Origin of the sequence: Stutzerimonas kunmingensis (assembly GCF_002929225.1) — a bacterium.
In the GTDB taxonomy this organism is placed as follows: Bacteria; Pseudomonadota; Gammaproteobacteria; order Pseudomonadales; family Pseudomonadaceae; genus Stutzerimonas.
In genome coordinates this window covers 41,393-60,010 of record NZ_PISM01000019.1, presented here as the reverse complement: position 1 = coordinate 60,010, position 18,618 = coordinate 41,393, and the positions used below count along the sequence as shown (strand labels likewise).

The 18,618-nt window shown below is 64.3% G+C and carries 16 protein-coding genes; 4 read left to right on the top strand and 12 right to left on the bottom strand.

Annotation, left to right across the window (positions count from 1 at the left end):
- Positions 1-499 precede the first annotated feature (499 nt).
- From CW305_RS14565 to CW305_RS14545, 5 genes are all read right to left on the bottom strand, one after another.
- Positions 500-1,711 carry an aldose 1-epimerase family protein gene (locus CW305_RS14565; protein WP_023447057.1) on the bottom strand — a complete coding sequence of 404 codons (1,212 nt, stop codon included), beginning with the start codon at positions 1,709-1,711 and terminating at the stop codon, positions 500-502.
- Positions 1,712-1,840: 129 nt separating this feature from the next.
- Entirely contained in the window at positions 1,841-2,401 is a 561-nt protein-coding gene (locus CW305_RS14560; protein ID WP_104098231.1) for a histidine phosphatase family protein, read from the bottom strand.
- Positions 2,402-2,512: 111 nt separating this feature from the next.
- The gene (locus CW305_RS14555) at positions 2,513-2,935 is read right to left on the bottom strand and encodes an HPF/RaiA family ribosome-associated protein (protein WP_014821952.1); all 423 of its coding nucleotides are present in this window, start codon (positions 2,933-2,935) and stop codon (positions 2,513-2,515) included.
- A gap of 60 nt (positions 2,936-2,995) precedes the next feature.
- Positions 2,996-4,321, bottom strand: a complete 1,326-nt coding sequence (locus CW305_RS14550; protein ID WP_104098230.1) for an NTP/NDP exchange transporter — start codon at positions 4,319-4,321, stop codon at positions 2,996-2,998.
- A gap of 7 nt (positions 4,322-4,328) precedes the next feature.
- On the bottom strand, positions 4,329-5,246 hold the full coding sequence (locus tag CW305_RS14545) for an aldo/keto reductase (RefSeq protein ID WP_104098229.1): 918 nt from the start codon (positions 5,244-5,246) through the stop codon (positions 4,329-4,331).
- 222 nt (positions 5,247-5,468) lie between these two features.
- Here CW305_RS14545 and CW305_RS14540 point away from each other — a divergent pair, with 222 nt between their 5' ends.
- Positions 5,469-5,663 carry a hypothetical protein gene (locus CW305_RS14540; protein ID WP_017244744.1) on the top strand — a complete coding sequence of 65 codons (195 nt, stop codon included), beginning with the start codon at positions 5,469-5,471 and terminating at the stop codon, positions 5,661-5,663.
- A 22-nt stretch (positions 5,664-5,685) separates the two neighbouring features.
- Here CW305_RS14540 and CW305_RS14535 read toward each other — a convergent pair whose 3' ends face one another.
- The gene (locus tag CW305_RS14535; RefSeq protein ID WP_104098228.1) at positions 5,686-7,320 is read right to left on the bottom strand and encodes a methyl-accepting chemotaxis protein; all 1,635 of its coding nucleotides are present in this window, start codon (positions 7,318-7,320) and stop codon (positions 5,686-5,688) included.
- Positions 7,321-7,649: 329 nt separating this feature from the next.
- Here CW305_RS14535 and CW305_RS14530 point away from each other — a divergent pair, with 329 nt between their 5' ends.
- Positions 7,650-9,671, top strand: a complete 2,022-nt coding sequence (locus tag CW305_RS14530; RefSeq protein WP_104098227.1) for an FIST N-terminal domain-containing protein — start codon at positions 7,650-7,652, stop codon at positions 9,669-9,671.
- On the opposite strand, the gene CW305_RS14525 is transcribed toward CW305_RS14530, so the two are convergent.
- The 5 genes from CW305_RS14525 to CW305_RS14505 all read right to left on the bottom strand — a co-directional run bounded on the left by CW305_RS14525 (position 9,668) and on the right by CW305_RS14505 (position 15,756).
- A complete protein-coding gene (locus CW305_RS14525) occupies positions 9,668-11,608 on the bottom strand; it encodes a RecQ family ATP-dependent DNA helicase (RefSeq protein WP_104098226.1) in 1,941 nt (646 codons plus the stop codon). The two genes, CW305_RS14530 and CW305_RS14525, sit on opposite strands and share 4 nt — an antisense overlap.
- Positions 11,609-11,819: 211 nt before the next feature.
- On the bottom strand, positions 11,820-12,422 hold the full coding sequence (locus tag CW305_RS14520) for a nitroreductase family protein (RefSeq protein ID WP_041015312.1): 603 nt from the start codon (positions 12,420-12,422) through the stop codon (positions 11,820-11,822).
- A gap of 164 nt (positions 12,423-12,586) precedes the next feature.
- Positions 12,587-14,131: a phosphoenolpyruvate carboxykinase gene (locus tag CW305_RS14515; protein ID WP_023447049.1), complete on the bottom strand. Its 1,545-nt coding sequence runs from the start codon at positions 14,129-14,131 to the stop codon at positions 12,587-12,589.
- A gap of 221 nt (positions 14,132-14,352) precedes the next feature.
- On the bottom strand, positions 14,353-15,240 hold the full coding sequence (gene hslO, locus CW305_RS14510) for an Hsp33 family molecular chaperone HslO (protein ID WP_041015313.1): 888 nt from the start codon (positions 15,238-15,240) through the stop codon (positions 14,353-14,355).
- 117 nt (positions 15,241-15,357) lie between these two features.
- Positions 15,358-15,756, bottom strand: a complete 399-nt coding sequence (locus CW305_RS14505; protein ID WP_014821963.1) for an RNA-binding S4 domain-containing protein — start codon at positions 15,754-15,756, stop codon at positions 15,358-15,360.
- Positions 15,757-15,857: 101 nt separating this feature from the next.
- Between CW305_RS14505 and rimB the strand changes: the two genes are divergently transcribed.
- On the top strand, positions 15,858-16,325 hold the full coding sequence (gene rimB / locus CW305_RS14500) for a retropepsin-like aspartic endopeptidase RimB (protein ID WP_031298444.1): 468 nt from the start codon (positions 15,858-15,860) through the stop codon (positions 16,323-16,325).
- On the top strand, positions 16,322-17,227 hold the full coding sequence (rimK, locus tag CW305_RS14495; protein ID WP_023447046.1) for a 30S ribosomal protein S6--L-glutamate ligase: 906 nt from the start codon (positions 16,322-16,324) through the stop codon (positions 17,225-17,227). Before rimB ends, rimK begins: the two co-directional genes overlap by 4 nt.
- Before the next feature lie 21 nt (positions 17,228-17,248).
- Here rimK and CW305_RS14490 read toward each other — a convergent pair whose 3' ends face one another.
- Positions 17,249-18,580 (bottom strand): ATP-binding protein, encoded by a 1,332-nt coding sequence (locus CW305_RS14490; protein WP_104098225.1) that lies wholly within the window; start codon positions 18,578-18,580, stop codon positions 17,249-17,251.
- Between the last annotated feature and the right edge of the window lie 38 nt (positions 18,581-18,618).

The following is an 18,618-nucleotide window of genomic DNA, read 5'->3' as shown; positions in this document are numbered from 1 at the left end:
GCCTGATACAAAAAAGCCCCGCTTCGGCGGGGCTTTTTTTCGTCCGTAATATCTGACGCAACGGCTTTCCCATAATCGGAAAATAATGGGTGCGAATTCTGAATGTCGCAAATAGGCGCGGTCGACGTTCAGCGCCAGCGGCATATGAATACGTCAGAAAAGCAAAAACCCGCCGAAGCGGGTTTTTTCTGACCTTTCCGAATTCCCTTCGATTGCCGTCCTGGCGATGGTCGATCTTCCTGATCCTGAGCGCGTCCTGCGCTTCAGAGTGGGTGTAGATTAATTACACGCGGTGGACGGTTAAAGGGTCGAACGCCTCAGCCTCTTGTAAGCCTTTTGCTATAGCTGCAGGAGCCGGGGAACTTTCAGACCCAAGGAACGCCTCGCAGTCGCCCTGAAAGGCCCGACGTAGAGCCATCCTGAGCAAGCGATGCATCGTAATCGACGGTGCATCGCTGCGACGAGATCCAAAACGCGCGAAACCTGTCCAGCAGACGTATTAGTCCTTCGACAGGTCAACCAGCGGCTCGTCACGAATTTCAGTGTCGCGACCGGCCTGTACCGCTTCGATCCGTTTGCGCGCGGCGTCGACTGCGGCGCTATTGACCAGCAGCTCGTAACTCACGCGAAAATGCTTCTGCTCACCTGGCTCAATCTTCGGCACCAATCCCAACGGCCGTTGATAGCGGCGGTTGTAGGAAAAGCTGGTACCTGGTTCGAGACCGGTCACGTAGCCCTGCTTCTCGGTATCGGTGTTCTTCCACAGCGAGAACACCGGTAGCTCGGCAGTATTGAAGCCGACACTGACGCCGAGATTGCCGGCGCGGTTGTGCAGCATGGTCAGGGTCTGGCCCTGTTCGTCCGCATAGGGCACCACGTTGAACACCGTCTCGTCGTAGTCCCTGGTTGGGCCGCGATAGCGCTGCCAGTCGCTCAGCTCCTTCGCCGCGCGGGGGTTGAACGGTGAGACCTGCTTGACCGGCGCCACGAAGCGCGCGCCCTCCTCCAGCAGCGGCGTGCCGAAATTGGTGTGGTACAACACCTGATATTCCTTGGCGTAGTCGCCCTGATTGGTCAGCGTGTCGTGCAACGAGAATCCGGTGCGGCCGGGCTCTGTGCTGAGCTCGGTGAGGATTGCGAACTCGAGTTTCTTGAAGGCCTTCTCCTGCAGCTCGCCACGCAAGCGAATGGCATAGGGCGGCTTCTCGTCGATCTGCAGCACCACCCGCGAGGCCGGAATGTTCGCCGCACGGCCATGCAGCGTGAGCAGTTCGCCATTGTCTTCGCCGGGGTGGCCGACCCACTCGAAGCCGCAACGGGTGACCAGTTCATTGAAGCCCTCGAGCCAGCCCAGCCCGCCGCGCCCGTTGAGCTCGATAAAGGCGGGGTTGACCACTTCATCCACCGGCGAATCCCAGCCCAGGCGTACATCGCCGGCCACCGCTTCCAGCACGTTCATGCCGCGCGTGGGCACGACGGTCATGCGCATGCTGCCGTTGTCGATCTCGATCAGGCTGACGCCTTCCTGCCGGCCGCCATGCAAGGTACGCATGCTGACCGAGAATGGCGTCGACGCGTCGATGCCCAGCTCTTCGCTGGTGATGCGCCAGTTCTTCGCCGGCTTGTCGTGGTCGATCAGCACCTGTTCCCAGGCCATGGCAGGAGTGGCCAGGCAGATGCCCAGGCCGAGGAGAAGCTGCAAACGGGTCATGGGGGTTCCCTTTGTTGTTATGACTCCTGATCAAGGTAGCTGAAACGTTTCATCTGGCAAGCCAAAGCGGTTGCCGAATGACCGAAGGGAGGCGGAACGCATGCTGTACGGAGTGCTCTAGCTTGGCTTTCAGCCCTTGCTGTAGCGACTCGGCTGCCAGTAGCCGGTGAGCAGCGGCAGAGCGGGGCCACGCCAGCCGCGCTGACGAAGTTGCCGGGCGATCAGCGCATTCATGATCTTGTGCCCCATCAGCAACACGCTTTCATTGGCCTCGGCCAGCTCGATCAACCGTTCGGCCGCTGCGCTGGCACGCCTGGTGGATTCGCGGATGTGCTCGGTATGGCTGGCGAAGCCGAGAAACCAGGCGGTGCGAAACGCCAGGCGCCAGAAGCGCGACGGCAACAGCGGCAGGCCCCACTCGGGATACGGCAGGTGCGGCTCAGCGAACAGCGGATCAGGCAGTTCACAGCAGTCGCATTCCAGATGCGAGCGCGATTCGATGCAGCGCTGCAGGGAGCTGCAGACCACGATGCCAACCGAGCCTGCCAGCGCGACCAGACTGTCCGGGCGCTCGGCGGCGACGACCTCCGCAGCGTTGTAGCGCTCGACCCAAGTTTTCATGCCAACCGGCGTGCTCCAGCGCGCTGCGCCGTGGTCGGGTCTACCGTGCCGCACGAGGATGATCTGCATCTGGCTACCGGATACACGGGCCCGGCCGCCAAGGCGCATGCCTGGCAGCAGGGGGATAGAAAGAGAATGAAGCTGGTGGAAACGCCCCGGCACGCGGCCGGGGCGACGGGGTCACTTGTCGAGCTCGTCCTGCTTTTCCAGGAATTCCTCTTCGAGCATCGCATCCTTGACGGCCTGAGGCTGCTCGTCGAGCAGCGGATCATTCAACTCGCCGCTGGACAGTACGCGGGTGTCCAGCTTGCCCATCAGATGCTCCAGCGCGTGCTGCATCTTGTCCGCCGCGCCATCGACCGCCAGCTGCAGCGACTCGGCCTTGTGCGTCACCGACACCGCCTGATGCCCCTTGGGCCGCGCCTCGATCTGGCAACGCTTGTCATCGGCGCCGGCCTTCTGCGCGTTTTCATCGCTGACATGGACTTCCACTCGGGTGAGGAAGTCGTCGAAACGCTCGAGCCGATCCTCAACGGTCGTACCGACCCACTCGTGCAGCTCGACGCTGCCAGGGATGTGGTTGCTATTGACCTGCACTTGCATACGACTACTCCTGATAGATGACGTACCTACTAGGGTTCGAGGCGTGTGCGTCGGCGAGGTTCAGCTGCTTCGTCCGGTTGCCGACCGCGGCGGCTCATCCGGCTTGGCGCCAGCGCGGTCGGCCCGTCCGCCGATAAACCAGCCCACCAAGCCCCAGACCGCCGCGCACACGGCGCCGATCAGGGCAATCAGCCAGACGCCCTGACCGAGACTGTCGAGCAGGCTCTTGGCCCAGCCGCTCAGGGCATCGCCGCCGCGATAGACCACGGTGTCGATGAAGTTCTTCGCCTTGTACTTGCTCTCGGCATCCAGCGGCGCGAAGAGCATCTCGCGGCCCGGGCGGACGAAGGCGTATTCGCCGACGCGACGCACGATCATCACGGCGGCCAGCACGGCAAAGGTCGGCGCCAGGGCCAGGCCGATGAAGCCCACGCAAACCAGTGCCGGCACCGCGGCGAGCAGAATCCGCACGCCGAGCCGCTGCGCGATCCGACCGGTGATGAACAGCTGAGATAACAGCGCCCCCGCCTGCACCACAAAATCGATCGCACCGAACACCCGCACCTGCTCGGCACGATCCGGAAACAGCTCGGCGACCAGCCTTGCCTGTTCGAAGTAGAGAAAGGTGCTGGCGGTCGTCAGCAGCAGCACGAACGCCGCGATGCCGAGCAGATAGCCCGAGCCCAGCACCCGCGTCAGGCCACTGAATGGATTGCCCGCTACCGGTCGCCGTGGACTTTCGGCATGTTCGGCGCCGGGACGGCCGGCACCCCGTTCCTCGCGCCAGACCATCAGGTAGTGCTTGAGCGCGACCGCCGCGACCAGCAAAAGCGCCGCCAGCAGCATCAGCCCGAACTGACCGAGCACGCCGACCAACAGCGCGCTCGTCGCCGGTCCGACCAGCCCGCCCACGCTGGCACCAGCAGCGATGAAGGCGAACAGCCGGCGCGCCTGTGGCGCGTCGAACACATCGGCCATCAGGCTCCAGGCGACCGAGACCACGAACAGGTTGTAGACCGAGATCCACACGTAGAACACCCGCGCCAGCCAGACGCTGTCTCCGAGCAGGAAGAACAGCCCCGCGAACACGAGCAGGTTGACGCAGAAAAAGCCGTACACCCAGTCGATGTAATGGATGCGCGCGACCCGCGAGTTGAGCCAAGCGAACAGTGGCACCGCCACCAGCATGGCGATGAAGGTCGCGGTAAACAGCCACTGCAGGTTCTCGACGCCGCCCTGAATGCCCATCGACTCGCGAATCGGCCGCAGCATGAAGTACCCAGAGAACAGGCAGAAGAACAGGCTGAATCCGGCTAGCGCAGCACGCAGTTCGCCCGGGCGGGCATTGATCAGCGCGGCCCCGCGAGCGGCTAGCGAAGTCGGCATTCGGCGCTCAGCGGAAGGCGTCGACGATCATCTGCCGCTGCCGCGCATCCGGCAGCCGCCCCTGTCCGGCGAGCAAGTTGTCGGCCATGTAGCGCGGGTTGGAAGTCGCCGGTATGACCGCAGTTACAGCCGGCTCGGCAAGGATGAACTTGAGTAGCAGCTGCGCCCAGGAGCTGGCATCGATCTCCACCGCCCAGGCCGGCAGCGGCTTGCCCTTAACCCTGGACAGCAGGTTGCCACGGGTAAACGGCCGGTTGATCAGCGTGGCGATGCCGTGGTCGGCGCAGTACGGCAGCAGCTGCTTCTCGGCGTTGCGCTCGCCCACCGAATAGTTGAACTGCACGAAGTCGACCTTCTCCCGCTTCAGCGTCTCCAGCAGGCGGTCGTGGGCCGACTCCAGATAGTGGGTCACGCCGATGTAGCGCACCCGCCCCTCCTGCTTGAGTTCGCGCAGCAGGCCGAGCTGGGTGCGGGTGTCCTGCAGGTTGTGCACCTGGATCAGGTCGATGGTGTCGGTCTGCAGCGCCTTGAAGCTCGCTTCAATCTGCGCCATGCCGCGTTCGCGACCGCTGGAGGATACCTTGCTGGCGAGGAAGACCTTGTCGCGCTGGCCGTGGCGCTCGACCAGCTCACCGACGACGCGCTCGGCATTGCCGTAGCTCGGTGCGGTATCGATCAGCGATGCGCCGCCATCGACCAGCACGCGCAGCACCTCGAGCAGCCGCGTCATCTCGGGATCGTCCAGGGCCACGTCATGGGTGCGTGACGTGCCGAGGCCGATGACGGGTAGCATCTCGCCGGTGGAAGGAATCTCGCGTCGACGCAGCGCCTCGGCTGCCCGCACCAGCGACGGCAACAGCGGACCGAGCGCCAGCATCGCTGCGGCCACGGCTGTACGTTGAATGATCTGGCGGCGCGTCGGCATGGGTGGGGTCTCCGGTCGTTTGCGGTATCGACCTCTGAGTATGGTCGAGCCATCCCGCGATACCGGCCCGGCGACGTACGGAGCTTTTCCTGATGTTTCAGAGCGACGCAAGGCGTAAGGAAGCGACGCCACGGTGGTGGCAATATGCCTTTATTTGCGCTTTACTGCGCCGCTTCCGATGCCTGCTGCGTTGACGGCGGGTAGATAACTGTCGAGCCGAGCATGTCCTGCAACCTACCCCAGTCGCGCCAGCCGAGCCCCGGCGGCAAAGCACCTGCCGCGTCGCGCCCGCCCCGTGCACGCTCCAGGCTGAGCAGTCTCTGCTATGCCGCAGGACTGCTGTTGGTGTTCATTCTCAGCCTGCTTCTGCTGCCGAACGACAGCGGCCTGGGCCGGCTGCTGTGGGGCGCGCTGTAAGACAGCGCCCAGATATCAGGTCTCAGGTACGAAAACGGCCGACCAGCTCCGCCAGGGTTTTCGATAGCCCAGACAGCTGCTGGCTGGCGAGCATGCTTTGCGAGGAGCAGGTAGCCGCCTCGTTGGACAGGTCACGGATATCGGTGATGTTGCGCGCGATTTCCTCGGTGACGCTGCTCTGCTCCTCGCACGCCGTGGCGATCTGGGCGGCCATGTCATTGATCCGCTGCACCGACACGGACGTTTCCGCCAGCACCTGATCGACGCCGGATGCCCGCTCGACGCTGTCTCGCGCCTTGTCGCTGCCGTTCTGCATGGCCTGCACGGCCTTGTCGACGCCGCTCTGCAAGCGCTCGATGCGAGCCTGGATATCCTCGGTCGAATCCTGCGTGCGCGCGGCCAGTGCCCTTACCTCGTCGGCCACCACGGCGAAACCGCGGCCCTGCTCACCGGCGCGCGCGGCCTCGATGGCGGCGTTGAGCGCGAGCAGATTGGTCTGCTCAGCGATGCCGCGAATCACTTCCAGCACCGCGCCGATGCTGGCGGTTTCCTCGGCAAGCGCACCGATGGCCTGCGATGCGCCTTCGACCTCCCCGGCCAGCTGGCGGATCGACTGGATGGTACTGCTGACGACCGACGCACCCTGGCGTGACTGGGTTTCCGCCGCACGCGCGGCGTCCGACGCGTTCTGCGCATTGAGCGCGACTTCATGCACCGCCGCGCTCATCTCGGTCGCCGCAGTGGTCACCTGATCGACCGCGGCGTGTTCGCTGCTGATCAGCTGATCGTTGGTTTCAGCCATTGCCGCCATGCCGCGCGCGGCGGTCTCGACCTCAGCGGTAACCCGTCCGACCTCGGCAATCAGCGGCTGCAATTTGTCGAGAAAACGGTTGAAGGCGTTGCCGAGCTGGCCCAGTTCGTCGGCCGAATGCACCTCCAGGCGGGCGCGCAGGTCGCCATCGCCATCGGCGATCTGCTTCAGGCGATCGAGCAGTCGGCGCATCGGATGCAACACCACCATCGGCAAACCCAGTATCAACAGCACGCAGCCCAGCAGGCCGATGATCAGCACCGCGGTCTGCTGCCTGGATGTGGCAGCGCCGTCGGCAATCGCCGCCGCGCCTTCGGCCTCGGCGGCTGCGCCTTCGAGTTCGCCGAGCTTGTCGATGGCATCGCGCATGGCATCGAAGCGCGCCTCGCTGTCACCAAAGCTCAGCGCGCTGGCGGCCTGAGGATCGAGATCGACCTGCTCGATGACCCGCTGCGATACCGCGGACCACTGCTGAAAGCCGCTATTGAACCGCTCGACCAGCGCCAGCGCCTCGGCGCCCGGCTGCATGGCTGCGTACTTCTGCACGCGGTCGTAGGCCTGCTTGAGGTTTTCCGCATGGCTGGCCTTGAGTGCCTGCACATGGTCGCCAGCATCGCTGTCGAGCAGGCTACGCTCGGCGACAAAGGCCTGATACAGGTCGCGATCGGCATTGAGCAGCAAGCCGATGGCCGGCAGATGGCGCGTGGCCAAGACCTCGCTGGAGTCGGTCACGCGTTCGATGCCACGCATCCCGAAAACGCCCATCAGCACCAGCAACAGCGCCAGCGCCGCAATGGGCAAGGTGATCTTCCAGCGAAATCCAAGATCGGTGAACAGGCGGGGCATGGCGTCGCTCCTCGAGAGGCTTTCCTTGGCTATCGGCTACAACAACTGCGGCAACAGGTCACCGGTCGACAATTGCACAGCCGCGCGCGACTTCCGTTGCGCCACATCAAGAGGAATCGCCGCCTCACCCAGTACTTCCGGATGAAGACCATGGTTGCATGGCGATCTTCGATCCGGCGGCCGATAACGTGGCTGACGGTGACGGCGCCGAACGGGCATGCAGCTCGCGGCCGGGGTGCCGATAACAAAAAATGTAGCCTCTGATCGACGGCTGATCAGTGCGGGAGCGGCCGAGTTTCCCGCTTCCCTTCCTCAAGCGAGTAACGCCCATGATTTCGCTCTCCCGATTCAAGCCAGGCCACACGCAATCCAGCGGCACAGCGAGCCTGCTCTGCTCGGCTCACCAGCTTGCCCAGCAGCTCGCTGCCCTGCGCTTCAACCCGACCTACATTGCCGGCTTCGTTTCGCCGCACGTGGATCTGGATGAGGTCGCCAGGCAGGTAGCACAGCGCTTTCCGCAGGCGACGATCAGCCTGTGTACCACCGCGGGCGAGCTGTCCAGCGAGGGCCAGCGGCTTTACTGTGCCACCGGCGCGCAGTGGGATCGGGTGGTGTTGCAGCTGTTCGACGCCAGCGTCATCGCCGCCGCCGAGATCGTCCGTGTGCCGCTGGAGTGCGAGGACATCCGCGGCGGGGGTCAGCGGCTGTCGATGGGCGAGCGCATCGCGCGCCTCACGGCGTCGATCAAGCGGGTGCAGGTGTCGATGAAGATCGATTACCGCGACACCCTGGCGAACATCTTCTTCGACGGCCTCTCCGCGTCTGAATCCTTCTTCATGGAGGCGCTGTACGAGTCGGGGCGCTTTCCCTGCCTGTTCGTCGGCGGCTCGGCCGGTGGCAAGCTGGATTTCCAGAAGACCCAGCTGCATGACGGCAAGTGCAGCTACCAGAACCATGCACTGATCGTTTTCCTCAAGTGCGCGCGGGACGTGCGTTTCGGGGTGTTCAAGAGCCAGAACTTCGAGCCGACGCCGCTCAGCCTGAGCGTGCTCAGCGCCTCCCTGGAAGACCGCTACATCAGCCAGGTGGTTGATTCACGCGGCAATATCCGGACGATGGTGCAGGCCCTGTGCGAGGCGCTCAAATGCGCGCCGCAGGAGCTGGAGCAGCGGCTCTCGGACTACTCCTTCGCAATTCGCGTCGGCGAGGAAGTGTTCGTTCGCTCGATCTCGCAGATCGACTTCGCCAACGAGCGCGTGCACCTGTTCTGCGACGTCGCCCCCGGCGAAGAGCTGATCATGGTCAAGCGCACCCCGCTGGCCGAGACCACCCGCCGCGACTACCAGCAGTTCATGCGCAACAAGCCCGGCAAGCCGCTGGTGGGCATCCTCAACGACTGCATCCTGCGCCGACTGAACAACGAGCAGGCACTGGGCGGCATGGACCCGGTGTTCGATGACGTGCCAGTGGCCGGTTACTCGACCTTCGGCGAGATCCTCGGCCTCAACCTCAACCAGACCCTCACCGCGGTGTTCTTCTTCCGCACCAACGGCAAGGACGAGTTCCACGACGAGTACACCGACAACTTCATCGCCTACCACGGCGAATTCAAGGCGTTCTTCCTGCGCCGGCAGATCAAGAAGCTGACCGGTCTGAGCCAGGTGGTGGTCAAGCAGATCGAGCAGTTCAAGCGCCAGGACTACAGCAGCGCGGTGGACATCAATGGCCTCGACGAACACATCCGCCCGGTGTTCCGCGGCCTGGCCGACCTTGGCCAGGTCCTGTCCCAGGCCGACCATGAGCGGCAGTCCATGTCCGAACAGCTGAGCCAGTGCGCCAACGAACTGCACGGCTCGATGGACGACCTGACGCTGAACATCAACCAACAGGGCACCGTCATCGAACAGGCCGGCAGCTCGGTCAAGCAGATGGTCCACCAGGCCGACGAGGTGGTCAGCAGCGCCCGCGACCTGGCGCAGTCCAGTCAGCGCATCCAGTCGGTGGTGCAGACCATCCAGCAGATCGCCGGGCAGACCAACCTACTGGCGCTCAATGCGGCGATCGAGGCGGCGCGCGCCGGCGACATGGGCCGTGGCTTTGCGGTGGTGGCGGATGAGGTGCGCAAGCTGGCCGAGATCACCGGCAAGAACGCGGAGGAAATCGGCACCGACATCGACCGCCTGGCCAGCGAGATTCGCGCGGTGGCGCAACACATCGAGACGCAATCGGCCGGTGTCGGCTCGCTGACCGGGCTGCTCGATGCACTGGAGAACTCGAGCAACCTCACCGCTGGCACCTCACGCCAGACCAAGGGCGTAGCCGATCGGCTGATCGGCCTGACCGCGCGCTAACCAGCTAGGCGCGCGCGAACCTCGGCGTAGGGATAAGCCTCCAGCGAGGCGAAACCGGGGATCTGGCGCGCCTTGAGCTTGGTGAACACCGGCACGATGATGCCGCAGAGAAAGCGCGTCAGGCACTCGGCGCTGGGCGCACCGCCCTTCAGCTGCGTATAACGCTGACTGAATTCGGCGCAGCGCGCGTCGAGGGCGACGTCGTTGAGCGGTGCCAGCGCCGGTGGCTCAGGAAGTTGCGCAACCTGCCCGCGACAGACCGAGCAATGGCCACACCTTTGCGGCGCCTGCTGGTCGCCGAAATAGGCCGCCAACCGCTGGCTCAGGCATTCACTGGATTCGAACAGCGCCAGCATGTTGTCGATGCGGGTGATCTCGCTCGCTTCGTGCTGCTTGAAGTATTCATGCAGTTCGATGCTCAAGCCCTCTGCGTCGAAGTCTGGATCGAGCAGCGCATAGACGTCGGTCATCTGCTTGCTCTCCAGCTCGATCCAGCCTTTCTCCTGGAAGTACTCCAGGGCCTTGACCACCCGCCCACGGTCAGCGCCGTGCTGCTGGTAGAGCGCTTCGAAATCCAGCGTGCACCAGGTCCGCGCCCGTGCCGAGCTGTGCACGATGGCCTCGACGAACTGCCGCCGCTCGCCTTCGAATTTCGCCACCAGCACCTCGGGTTCGAGCAGATACTTGAAGCGGTACTCGGCGAAATAGGCGAAGCGTGGCGCGATGATGCCGCGCAGCTCCAGCTGCACCAGCAGGGTTTTCAGCGGCAACTGGCGGATGTTGCTCTGGTCCGATAGCTGGTTGAGCATCAGCTCCCACTGTCCGCTGCCCTTTTGATCAGGAACAGCCGCCTGCAGCAGCTCGTCGAGCACGCAGCGGATGCCCTCGCGCTCCGGTGTGTCGCCATAGACAAAATTCTGCAGCACGCTGAGGCTGTCCCGGTTGGCCAGCACCAGGCAATCCGATGGCTTGCCATCGCGGCCCGCGCGGCCGATCTCCTGACTGTAGTTCTCCACCGACTTGGGCAGGTCGTAGTGCACCACGTTGCGGATGTCCGATTTGTCGATGCCCATGCCGAAGGCGATGGTGGCGACAATGCAGTTCAGCTCGCCGGCCATGAAGCGGCGCTGGATCGACTCACGCAACTCGTGGGCCATGCCGGCGTGGTAGGCGCTGGCCGGGAAGCCGCGCTGCGCCAGATGCTCGGCAACCTGCTCGGCCGTCTTCTGTTGGGTGACGTAGACGATGGTCGGCTGACCACTCTTGTCGGCCAACCATTCCACCAGCCGGCGCTGCTTGTTAAAGCCGCTGACCGGCTCCACCAGCAGATTGAGATTGGGCCGGTAGAAGCCGGTAGTCACGACGTCGTCCGGCGCAATCGAGAATTTGGCCTGCATGTCGGCAATCACCGGCGGTGTCGCCGTGGCGGTCAGCAGCAGCACCTGCGGGATATTGAATTGGCGCTGGTAGTCGGGAAGCTTGAGATAATCCGGGCGGAAGTTGTGCCCCCACTCGGAAATGCAATGCGCCTCATCGACGACCAGCAACGAGATCGGCACTTGGCTGATGAAGTTACGGAAGCGTTCGTTCTTCAGCCGCTCCACCGAAATCATCAGAATCTTCAGTTCACCGGACTTGGCGCGGGCCATGGTTTCGCTGGCCTGCTCGCGGCTCTGCGCCGAGTCGATGCTGGCTGCGGCGATGCCGTGCCGATGCAGGAAAGCTAGCTGGTCCTGCATCAGCGCCAACAGCGGCGAAACGACCAAGGTGAGATGCGGCAATAGCAGCGCCGGCACCTGATAACACAAGGACTTGCCAGACCCAGTGGGAAAGATAGCGGCCGCCGAGCGCCCGGCCACCACGGCGCGAATGGCCTGATCCTGGCCGGGACGAAAGCCGTCGTAGCCGAAAGTCTGCTTGAGGGTCTGTTCGATCATGCTGAGTCACTCCTTTGACTGGAGGCCGGAGGGTAGCAAAAGGAGGGAGACGGTACTGCAAAGCGGCTGATATGTGCGGCCGGTCGTCGGAGCGCGTGGCCATCAGCCCAGCGATGGCCCTGGGCGGGCCGGATGGGACTTTGAGGTGGGCAAAGTTGGCGGCCAGCTGGCCCAGGCGGAAGGGCGCATTACGCGCCCTTCGCCAGAAGACTCAGAAGCGGTCGCGAATCACCACCTCATCGAACGGCAACTTGCCGATCCGCGGCTTCGGCTCGGCAGCGCGCTTGCCCACCGCAACCATCAGCGCGATGACATGGTTGTCCGGCAGGTTGATCAGCTTGCCGACCGCGTCGAAATCGAAGCCATCCATCGGGCAGGAATCCAGGCCTTTGGCCCGTGCCGCGAGCATCAGCGTCTGCGCCATCAGGCCGCAACTGCGCATGGCTTCGTCACGCTGGACCTGCGGCTTGTCGCGGTAGTAGGCATCGATGGCGCCGGCCATAAAGTTCTGCACCTCGCCTGGCGCACCATCCCAGACCCGGCGGACATTCTTTTCCCAGCTGTCGACCTGCGCGCAGATCACCACCAGCATCGAGGCATCAGTCATCTGCGCCTGGTTCCAGCCCACCTCGCGGATCTGCGCCCGCAGCGCAGGGTCGCTCACCTCGACGAAGCGCACGTGCTGCAGGTTGAAGGCAGAGGGTGCCAGCAGTGCCAGTTGCAGCAGCTCGTCCTTCTCCTCCCGGCTGAGCTGGAAGCTCGGGTCGTAGACTTTGACGGCGCGACGGGTGCGGATGGCTTCTACGGTATTCATGACGCTTCCTCGTGATCAACAGTGGCGCCATGCTAAGGGCGCCGACCAATCGAATCCATGCGCCTTGACCGATAAGAATCATCGACGCCTTTGATCCGAATCACCACCCGGCACAAACGAAAAAGCCGCCCGGAGGCGGCTTTTCGAATTACGCAGCAGGCAGCTTAGAGCTGCGGGCCGGCGTTGCGGATGGCGTCGGAGACATCGAACTTCTTGAAGTTCTCGACGAACTTGGCTGCCAGTTCCTTTGCGGCCTGGTCGTAGGCGCTCTTGTCGGCCCAGGTGTTGCGCGGGTTCAGCAGCTGGGTATCGACGCCGGCGACGGCCTTCGGCACGTCCAGATTGATGATCGGCAGGTGCTCGGTCTCGGCACCGATCAGCGCGCCGCTCTGAATCGCCGCGATCACCGCACGGGTGGTCGGGATGTTGAAGCGCTTGCCGACGCCGTAGCCACCACCGGTCCAGCCGGTGTTGACCAGGTAGACCTTGGAGCCAAAGCCGTTGATACGCTTGATCAGCAACTCGGCGTACTCGCCAGCCGGACGAGGGAAGAACGGCGCGCCGAAGCAGGTGGAGAAGGTCGACTTGATGCCGCTGCCCGAACCCATTTCGGTGGAACCGACCAGCGCGGTGTAGCCGGACAAGAAGTGGTAGGCAGCCTGCTCGTTGTTCAGGATCGACACGGGCGGCAGTACGCCGGTCAGGTCGCAGGTCAGGAAGATCACCGCGTTCGGCTCACCGCCGAGGTTCTTCTCGGAGCGCTTCTCGACATGTTGCAGCGGGTACGCGGCGCGGCTGTTCTGGGTCAGGCTGGCGTCGGCGTAGTCGGGCAGACGGGTGCGCTCGTCGAGCACCACGTTCTCCAGCACGGCGCCGAACTTGATAGCTTTCCAGATCACCGGCTCGTTCTTCTCGGACAGGTCGATGCACTTGGCGTAGCAGCCACCCTCGATGTTGAACACGCGGCCAACGCCCCAGCCGTGCTCGTCATCGCCGATCAGGTAGCGGCTCTCGTCGGCCGACAGGGTGGTCTTGCCGGTGCCGGACAGACCGAAGAACAGGGTGGTGTCGCCGTCTTCGCCGATGTTGGCGGCACAGTGCATCGGCAGCACGTCGACGTCCGGCAGCAGGAAGTTCTGCACGGAGAACATGGCTTTCTTCATTTCACCGGCGTACTGCATGCCGGCGATCAGCACCTTCTTCTCGGCGAAGTTGATGATCACGCAACCATCGGAATTGGTGCCGTCACGCTCGGGTACGCACTGGAAGAACGGTGCGTTGAGGATGCGCCACTCGCTCAGGCTGGCCTGGTTGAACTGTTCCGGGGTGATGAACAGGCAACGGCCGAACAGGTTGTGCCAGGCGGTCTCGGTGGTCATCTTGACCGGCAGGTAGTGCTCGGGATCGGCACCGACATGGACGTAGGAGACGAAGCTATCGCGCTCGGCGAGGTAGGCTTCGACGCGGTTCCACAGTGCTTCGAAGTTGCCGGCCGGGAACGGACGGTTGATCGGGCCCCAGGCGATCTTGTGCTGGGTGCTCGGCTCTTCGACGATGAAGCGGTCAGCCGGAGAACGACCCGTGCGGTGCCCGGTCTTCACCACCAGAGAGCCATTGGCGGACAGTTCGCCCTCTCCGCGCTTGACGGCTTCTTCAATCAGTTGAGCGGTGCTGATGTCGGTGTACACGGCGTTGGTGGCTTGCGTCATGAGTGTTCCCGTCGGCCTTGGGCCGATTCCTCCATGCTGTTGTAGCCCGCCGAGCGACGAACTACATCGAAAAAAGTGCGCGCGATTATGCCAGATAATGCGCCGCGCTGGGTATGAGGCCGTGATGGCCAAATAGTTCACTGGCTGGCTGCAGGTCCATCCCTGTCTCATTCCTTAGCGTACTGGCACTAAGCGGATGGCCGCCGAGCGCCAGGCGCCGCTCAATGACGGGTGCCCGAGGGTGCGTCGCTGCCGCCACCGGCGAAAAGCTGGGCCACGTCCGCGGCATCATAGGTGTACTTCTCGTTGCAGAACTGGCAATCGATGCTCACCGCACCGCCCTGCTCGACCACGAGTTGCTGGGCGTCTTCCTCGCCCAGGCTGATCAGCGCACGGGCCGAGCGCTCCCGCGAGCAGCTGCAGCGAAAGCGGATCGGCAGCGCGTCGAACAGGCGCAGCTGCTCCTGATGGTAGAGCCGGTGCAGCAGCGTCTCGGCATCCAGCCCGAGCAGTTCCTCGGCCGTCAGGGTGTCGGCCAGGGTGCGCAGGTGCTCCCAGCTGGCGTCACGCTCATCGGCATCCTTGATTCGATCGGCCGGCAGCTGCTGCAACAGCAGGCCGCAGGCCCGGCGGCTGTCGGCATTGAGCCAGAAGCGCGTCGGCAGCTGCTCGGACGCAGCGAAGTAGTTGGTCAGGCATTCCGCCAGGTTGACCCCGTCCAGGCCGACGATGCCCTGGTAGCGCTGGCCGTTCGCCGGGTCGACGGTGATCGCCAGCATGCCCTCGGGCATCAACTCGGCCAGCGTTGCGCCCGTCTCGATCTGCTCGGCGTGGTAGCGCGCGATGCCGCGCACCTCCCGGGCACTGGAGCACTCGACCATCAGCAGCGGGACGGCTCCGCTGGAACGCGCCTGGAGAATCAGCAGCCCGTCGAACTTGAGCGTGCCGACCAGCAGCGCGGCAGCGGCGAGCAGCTCGCCAAGCAGCTGGGCGACGGGCTCGGGGTAGGTGTGCTTGGCCAGCACGTGCTGGAAGCTCTCGTCCAGCGTGGCGATTTCGCCGCGAACGTCGGAATCGTCGAAGATAAAGCGCTGAGTTTGATCGGACATGCCGGGGCTCGCAGGAACGGCGGAGGAAGCCGGCGATTTTAGGCGCAAAGCCCGCCCGGACCAAGGGCGGCTGCCGGACGGCCTCGTGGGTGATGCAGCTCGCCAGCGTTGCGAAGATCAGTCCGGTTTGTAGTCGCGCAGGTACTGGATCTGCCGGCGCTGCTTCTTGCTCGGCCGCCCATCGGTCTGCAGCCCCAGCGCGCCGGCCTTGCGCTGCGCCGCCGCTTCCTCGCGCGCGGCCAGGCTTTGCGGCGTTTCCTCATAGAGTGTTTGCGCCTCGGGCGCTCCGCGGCGCACCGCCGACAAAGCGCGGACGACCACCGTGCGCTCGTCGAAACCGATGCGGATCAGCAGCTCGTCGCCCACCTTCGGTTCCTTGCTCGGCTTGCAACGCTCGCCACGACAGTGCACCTTGCCACCCTCGATGGCCGCCTTGGCCAGCGCACGGGTCTTGAAGAAGCGCGCAGCCCACAGCCACTTGTCCAGGCGCACCTTGTCGTCGTCTTTTTCGGCCATCGTCCAGCTCTATCCTCTACACGTCGTTCTAGGGTGTTACAGACGGATGCAGTTGTCATGCACCCCGACTAGAATGCCGGCAAATTCTTCGGACGCTCCCATTGAAGAGACTCGACCCCCATACCGTGATCGGTCTGCGTGAATGGATCGCCCTGCCGGATCTCGGCGTGGTGGGCCTGCGCGCGAAGGTCGATACCGGGGCCAGCACATCGGCGCTGCATGCTACCGAGATCAGCGAGTTCGAACGCGACGGTCAGCGCTGGGTCCGATTCACCGCCCACCTGGGCACGCTGGTACAGCGCCGCCACCGCTGCGAGGCACCGCTGGTCACGCGCAAGCTGATCAAGAGTTCCAACGGGCAGGTGCAGACGCGCTACGTGGTGCGAACATTGCTTGCACTCGGCAGTCATGTCTGGCCGGTGGAGTTCACCCTGACCTGCCGCAAGACCATGCGTTATCGCCTGCTGCTCGGTTCAAAGGCACTGGTCGAAGGGCAATGGCTGATCGATCCGTCGCGAACCTATATCCAAGACAAACCCCAGATCCTCACTTCCTCCGGTGCTCCATGAAAATCGCCGTGCTGTCGCGCAATCCGCGCCTGTATTCCACCCGACGCCTGGTCGAAGCCGGCCAGCAGCGGGGCCATGAGGTGGTGGTGATCGATACGCTACGCGCGTACATGAACATTGCCAGCCACAAGCCGCAGATCCATTACCGCGGCAAGCCGCTGGACGGCTTCGATGCGGTGATCCCGCGCATCGGCGCCTCGGTGACCTTCTATGGCTGTGCGGTGCTGCGCCAGTTCGAGATGCAGGGCGTGTTCCCACTCAACGAATCGGTCGCCATCGCCCGCTCGCGGGACAAGCTGCGTGCGCTGCAACTGCTGTCGCGCCGCGGCGTCGGCCTCCCCGTGACCGGCTTCGCCCACTCGCCGGACGACATTCCCGACCTGATCCAGATGGTCAACGGCGCCCCCCTGGTGATCAAGGTACTGGAAGGCACCCAGGGCATCGGCGTGGTGCTCTGCGAAACCGAGAAGGCGGCCGAATCGGTGATCGAGGCCTTCATGGGTCTCAAGCAGGACATCATGGTGCAGGAGTACATCAAGGAAGCCGGCGGCGCCGACATCCGCTGCTTCGTGGTCGGCGACAAGGTCATCGCGGCGATGAAGCGCCAGGCCAAGCCCGGCGAGTTCCGCTCCAACCTGCACCGTGGCGGCTCCGCCAGCCTGATCAAGATCACCCCGGAAGAACGCATGACCGCCATCCGTGCGGCGAAGGTGATGGGCCTGAACGTCGCCGGCGTCGACATCCTGCGCTCAAACCATGGCCCGCTGGTGATGGAGGTCAACTCCTCGCCGGGCCTGGCCGGCATCGAAGAGACAACCGGCAAGGACGTCGCCGGGCTGATCATCCAGTACCTGGAGAAGAACGGCGGGCCGCACCTGACCCGCACCAAAGGCAAGGGCTGATTCCGCCTCGTGGCGAACCGGCTACTCGGCCGGTTTACCCTGCACCGCATCGCGCGGCAGCAGCAATCCCAGCGGCAGGCTGACGCGCGCCTCCAAACCACCGCCCTCACGGTTGCGCAACTCGACGATGCCGCCGTGCTGTGAAGCGATGCGCTTGACGATCGCCAGACCCAGCCCGGCGCCCTGCCCGCCACGAGCGCGATCACCGCGGATGAACGGATTGAAGATGCCTTCCAGCTCGGCGGGATCGATCCCCGGGCCGCGGTCGAGCACGCTCAGCACCACGTAGGGCGCGTGCTGGTCGCCCGACACATAAGCCGCCACCTCCACCCCGCCGCCGCCGTAGCGCAAGGCGTTCTCGATGAGGTTGACCAGCAGCCGCTTGACCGATACCCGACGCAGGGCGAACGGCGGCATCGGCTCGACGCACAGCCGCACGGTCTCCTGCTGCTGGTTGTAGGGTGCCACCACTTCGCGGATCAGTTCCCCGAGATCGGTGGTTTCCACCGGTTCATCGCTGCCGTCGCGGACGAAGGCGAGGAATTGATCGAGGATCGCATTCATGTCCTCGACATCACGAATCATGTCGTCGGTCAGCTCGTCATCGCTGCTCATCAGCTCCAGCGACAGGCGCAGGCGCGTCAATGGCGTGCGCAGATCGTGGGAAACCCCGGCCAGCATCAGTTCGCGCTCCCGGCCAGCCTGCTCGACGTCCTCGGCCATCTGGTTGAAGGCGCGATACACTTCGGTCATCTCGCTCGGCGTATCGCTGATCGGCAGGCGCACGCGCCGGCCCTTGCCGATCTGCCGTGCGGCGAAGACCAGCCGCTTGAGCGGCAGATTGAGCTGGCTGACGAAGATCCACGCCGCACCGGTGGACAGCAGGCCGATACCGAGGAACCAGCCGAGCACGCTCCAGATGCGCTGGCCACGCAGCGGATAGGCGTACAGCGGCACCTGCACCCAGTCCGGCCCCAACGCGGGCGCGCGCACCCAGATCGCCGTGGACGGCTGGATACGCACGCGCACCTCGGTATCGTCGCCCAGCTCGTCGCGCATCTGCCGCTGGAAGATCTCGGTGTAGGGCCAGTGGTATTCGCTGCGCGGCACGTTCTGCTCGGCCACCAGCTGCAGGCCGGCGGCGCGACCGATACGATCGCGGTCTTCGAGATCGGCGGCCCAGTATGCACGCAGCGTCAGTGCCGCGCCGTGGCTGTACTGGCGGTCAACCAGCACGTCCTCGTTGGTCATCAGATAGACCAGCGTCAGGACCTTGGAGAACAGCACCACGATCAGCACCATCCACAGGGTGCGGGCGAAGAAGCTTTGCGGGAACCAGAGCGGAGTTTTCATGAAGTCCCGGCGGCAGGCCCAGGACGGCAGGCCGCGAG

Excerpts from the sequence above, each read along its gene's own strand:
- CW305_RS14540 (WP_017244744.1), top strand. The coding sequence starts at position 5,469 with ATGTCCTGCAACCTACCCCAGTCGCGCCAGCCGAGCCCCGGCGGCAAA.
- CW305_RS14555 (WP_014821952.1), bottom strand. The coding sequence starts at position 2,935 with ATGCAAGTGCAGGTCAATAGCAACCACATCCCTGGCAGCGTCGAGCTG.
- CW305_RS14565 (WP_023447057.1), bottom strand. The coding sequence starts at position 1,711 with ATGACCCGTTTGCAGCTTCTCCTCGGCCTGGGCATCTGCCTGGCCACT.
- rimK (WP_023447046.1), top strand. The coding sequence starts at position 16,322 with ATGAAAATCGCCGTGCTGTCGCGCAATCCGCGCCTGTATTCCACCCGA.
- CW305_RS14505 (WP_014821963.1), bottom strand. The coding sequence starts at position 15,756 with ATGGCCGAAAAAGACGACGACAAGGTGCGCCTGGACAAGTGGCTGTGG.
- CW305_RS14515 (WP_023447049.1), bottom strand. The coding sequence starts at position 14,131 with ATGACGCAAGCCACCAACGCCGTGTACACCGACATCAGCACCGCTCAA.
- CW305_RS14545 (WP_104098229.1), bottom strand. The coding sequence starts at position 5,246 with ATGCCGACGCGCCGCCAGATCATTCAACGTACAGCCGTGGCCGCAGCG.
- CW305_RS14520 (WP_041015312.1), bottom strand. The coding sequence starts at position 12,422 with ATGAATACCGTAGAAGCCATCCGCACCCGTCGCGCCGTCAAAGTCTAC.
- CW305_RS14560 (WP_104098231.1), bottom strand. The coding sequence starts at position 2,401 with ATGCAGATCATCCTCGTGCGGCACGGTAGACCCGACCACGGCGCAGCG.
- CW305_RS14550 (WP_104098230.1), bottom strand. The coding sequence starts at position 4,321 with ATGCCGACTTCGCTAGCCGCTCGCGGGGCCGCGCTGATCAATGCCCGC.
- CW305_RS14530 (WP_104098227.1), top strand. The coding sequence starts at position 7,650 with ATGATTTCGCTCTCCCGATTCAAGCCAGGCCACACGCAATCCAGCGGC.
- CW305_RS14535 (WP_104098228.1), bottom strand. The coding sequence starts at position 7,320 with ATGCCCCGCCTGTTCACCGATCTTGGATTTCGCTGGAAGATCACCTTG.
- CW305_RS14525 (WP_104098226.1), bottom strand. The coding sequence starts at position 11,608 with ATGATCGAACAGACCCTCAAGCAGACTTTCGGCTACGACGGCTTTCGT.
- hslO (WP_041015313.1), bottom strand. The coding sequence starts at position 15,240 with ATGTCCGATCAAACTCAGCGCTTTATCTTCGACGATTCCGACGTTCGC.
- CW305_RS14490 (WP_104098225.1), bottom strand. The coding sequence starts at position 18,580 with ATGAAAACTCCGCTCTGGTTCCCGCAAAGCTTCTTCGCCCGCACCCTG.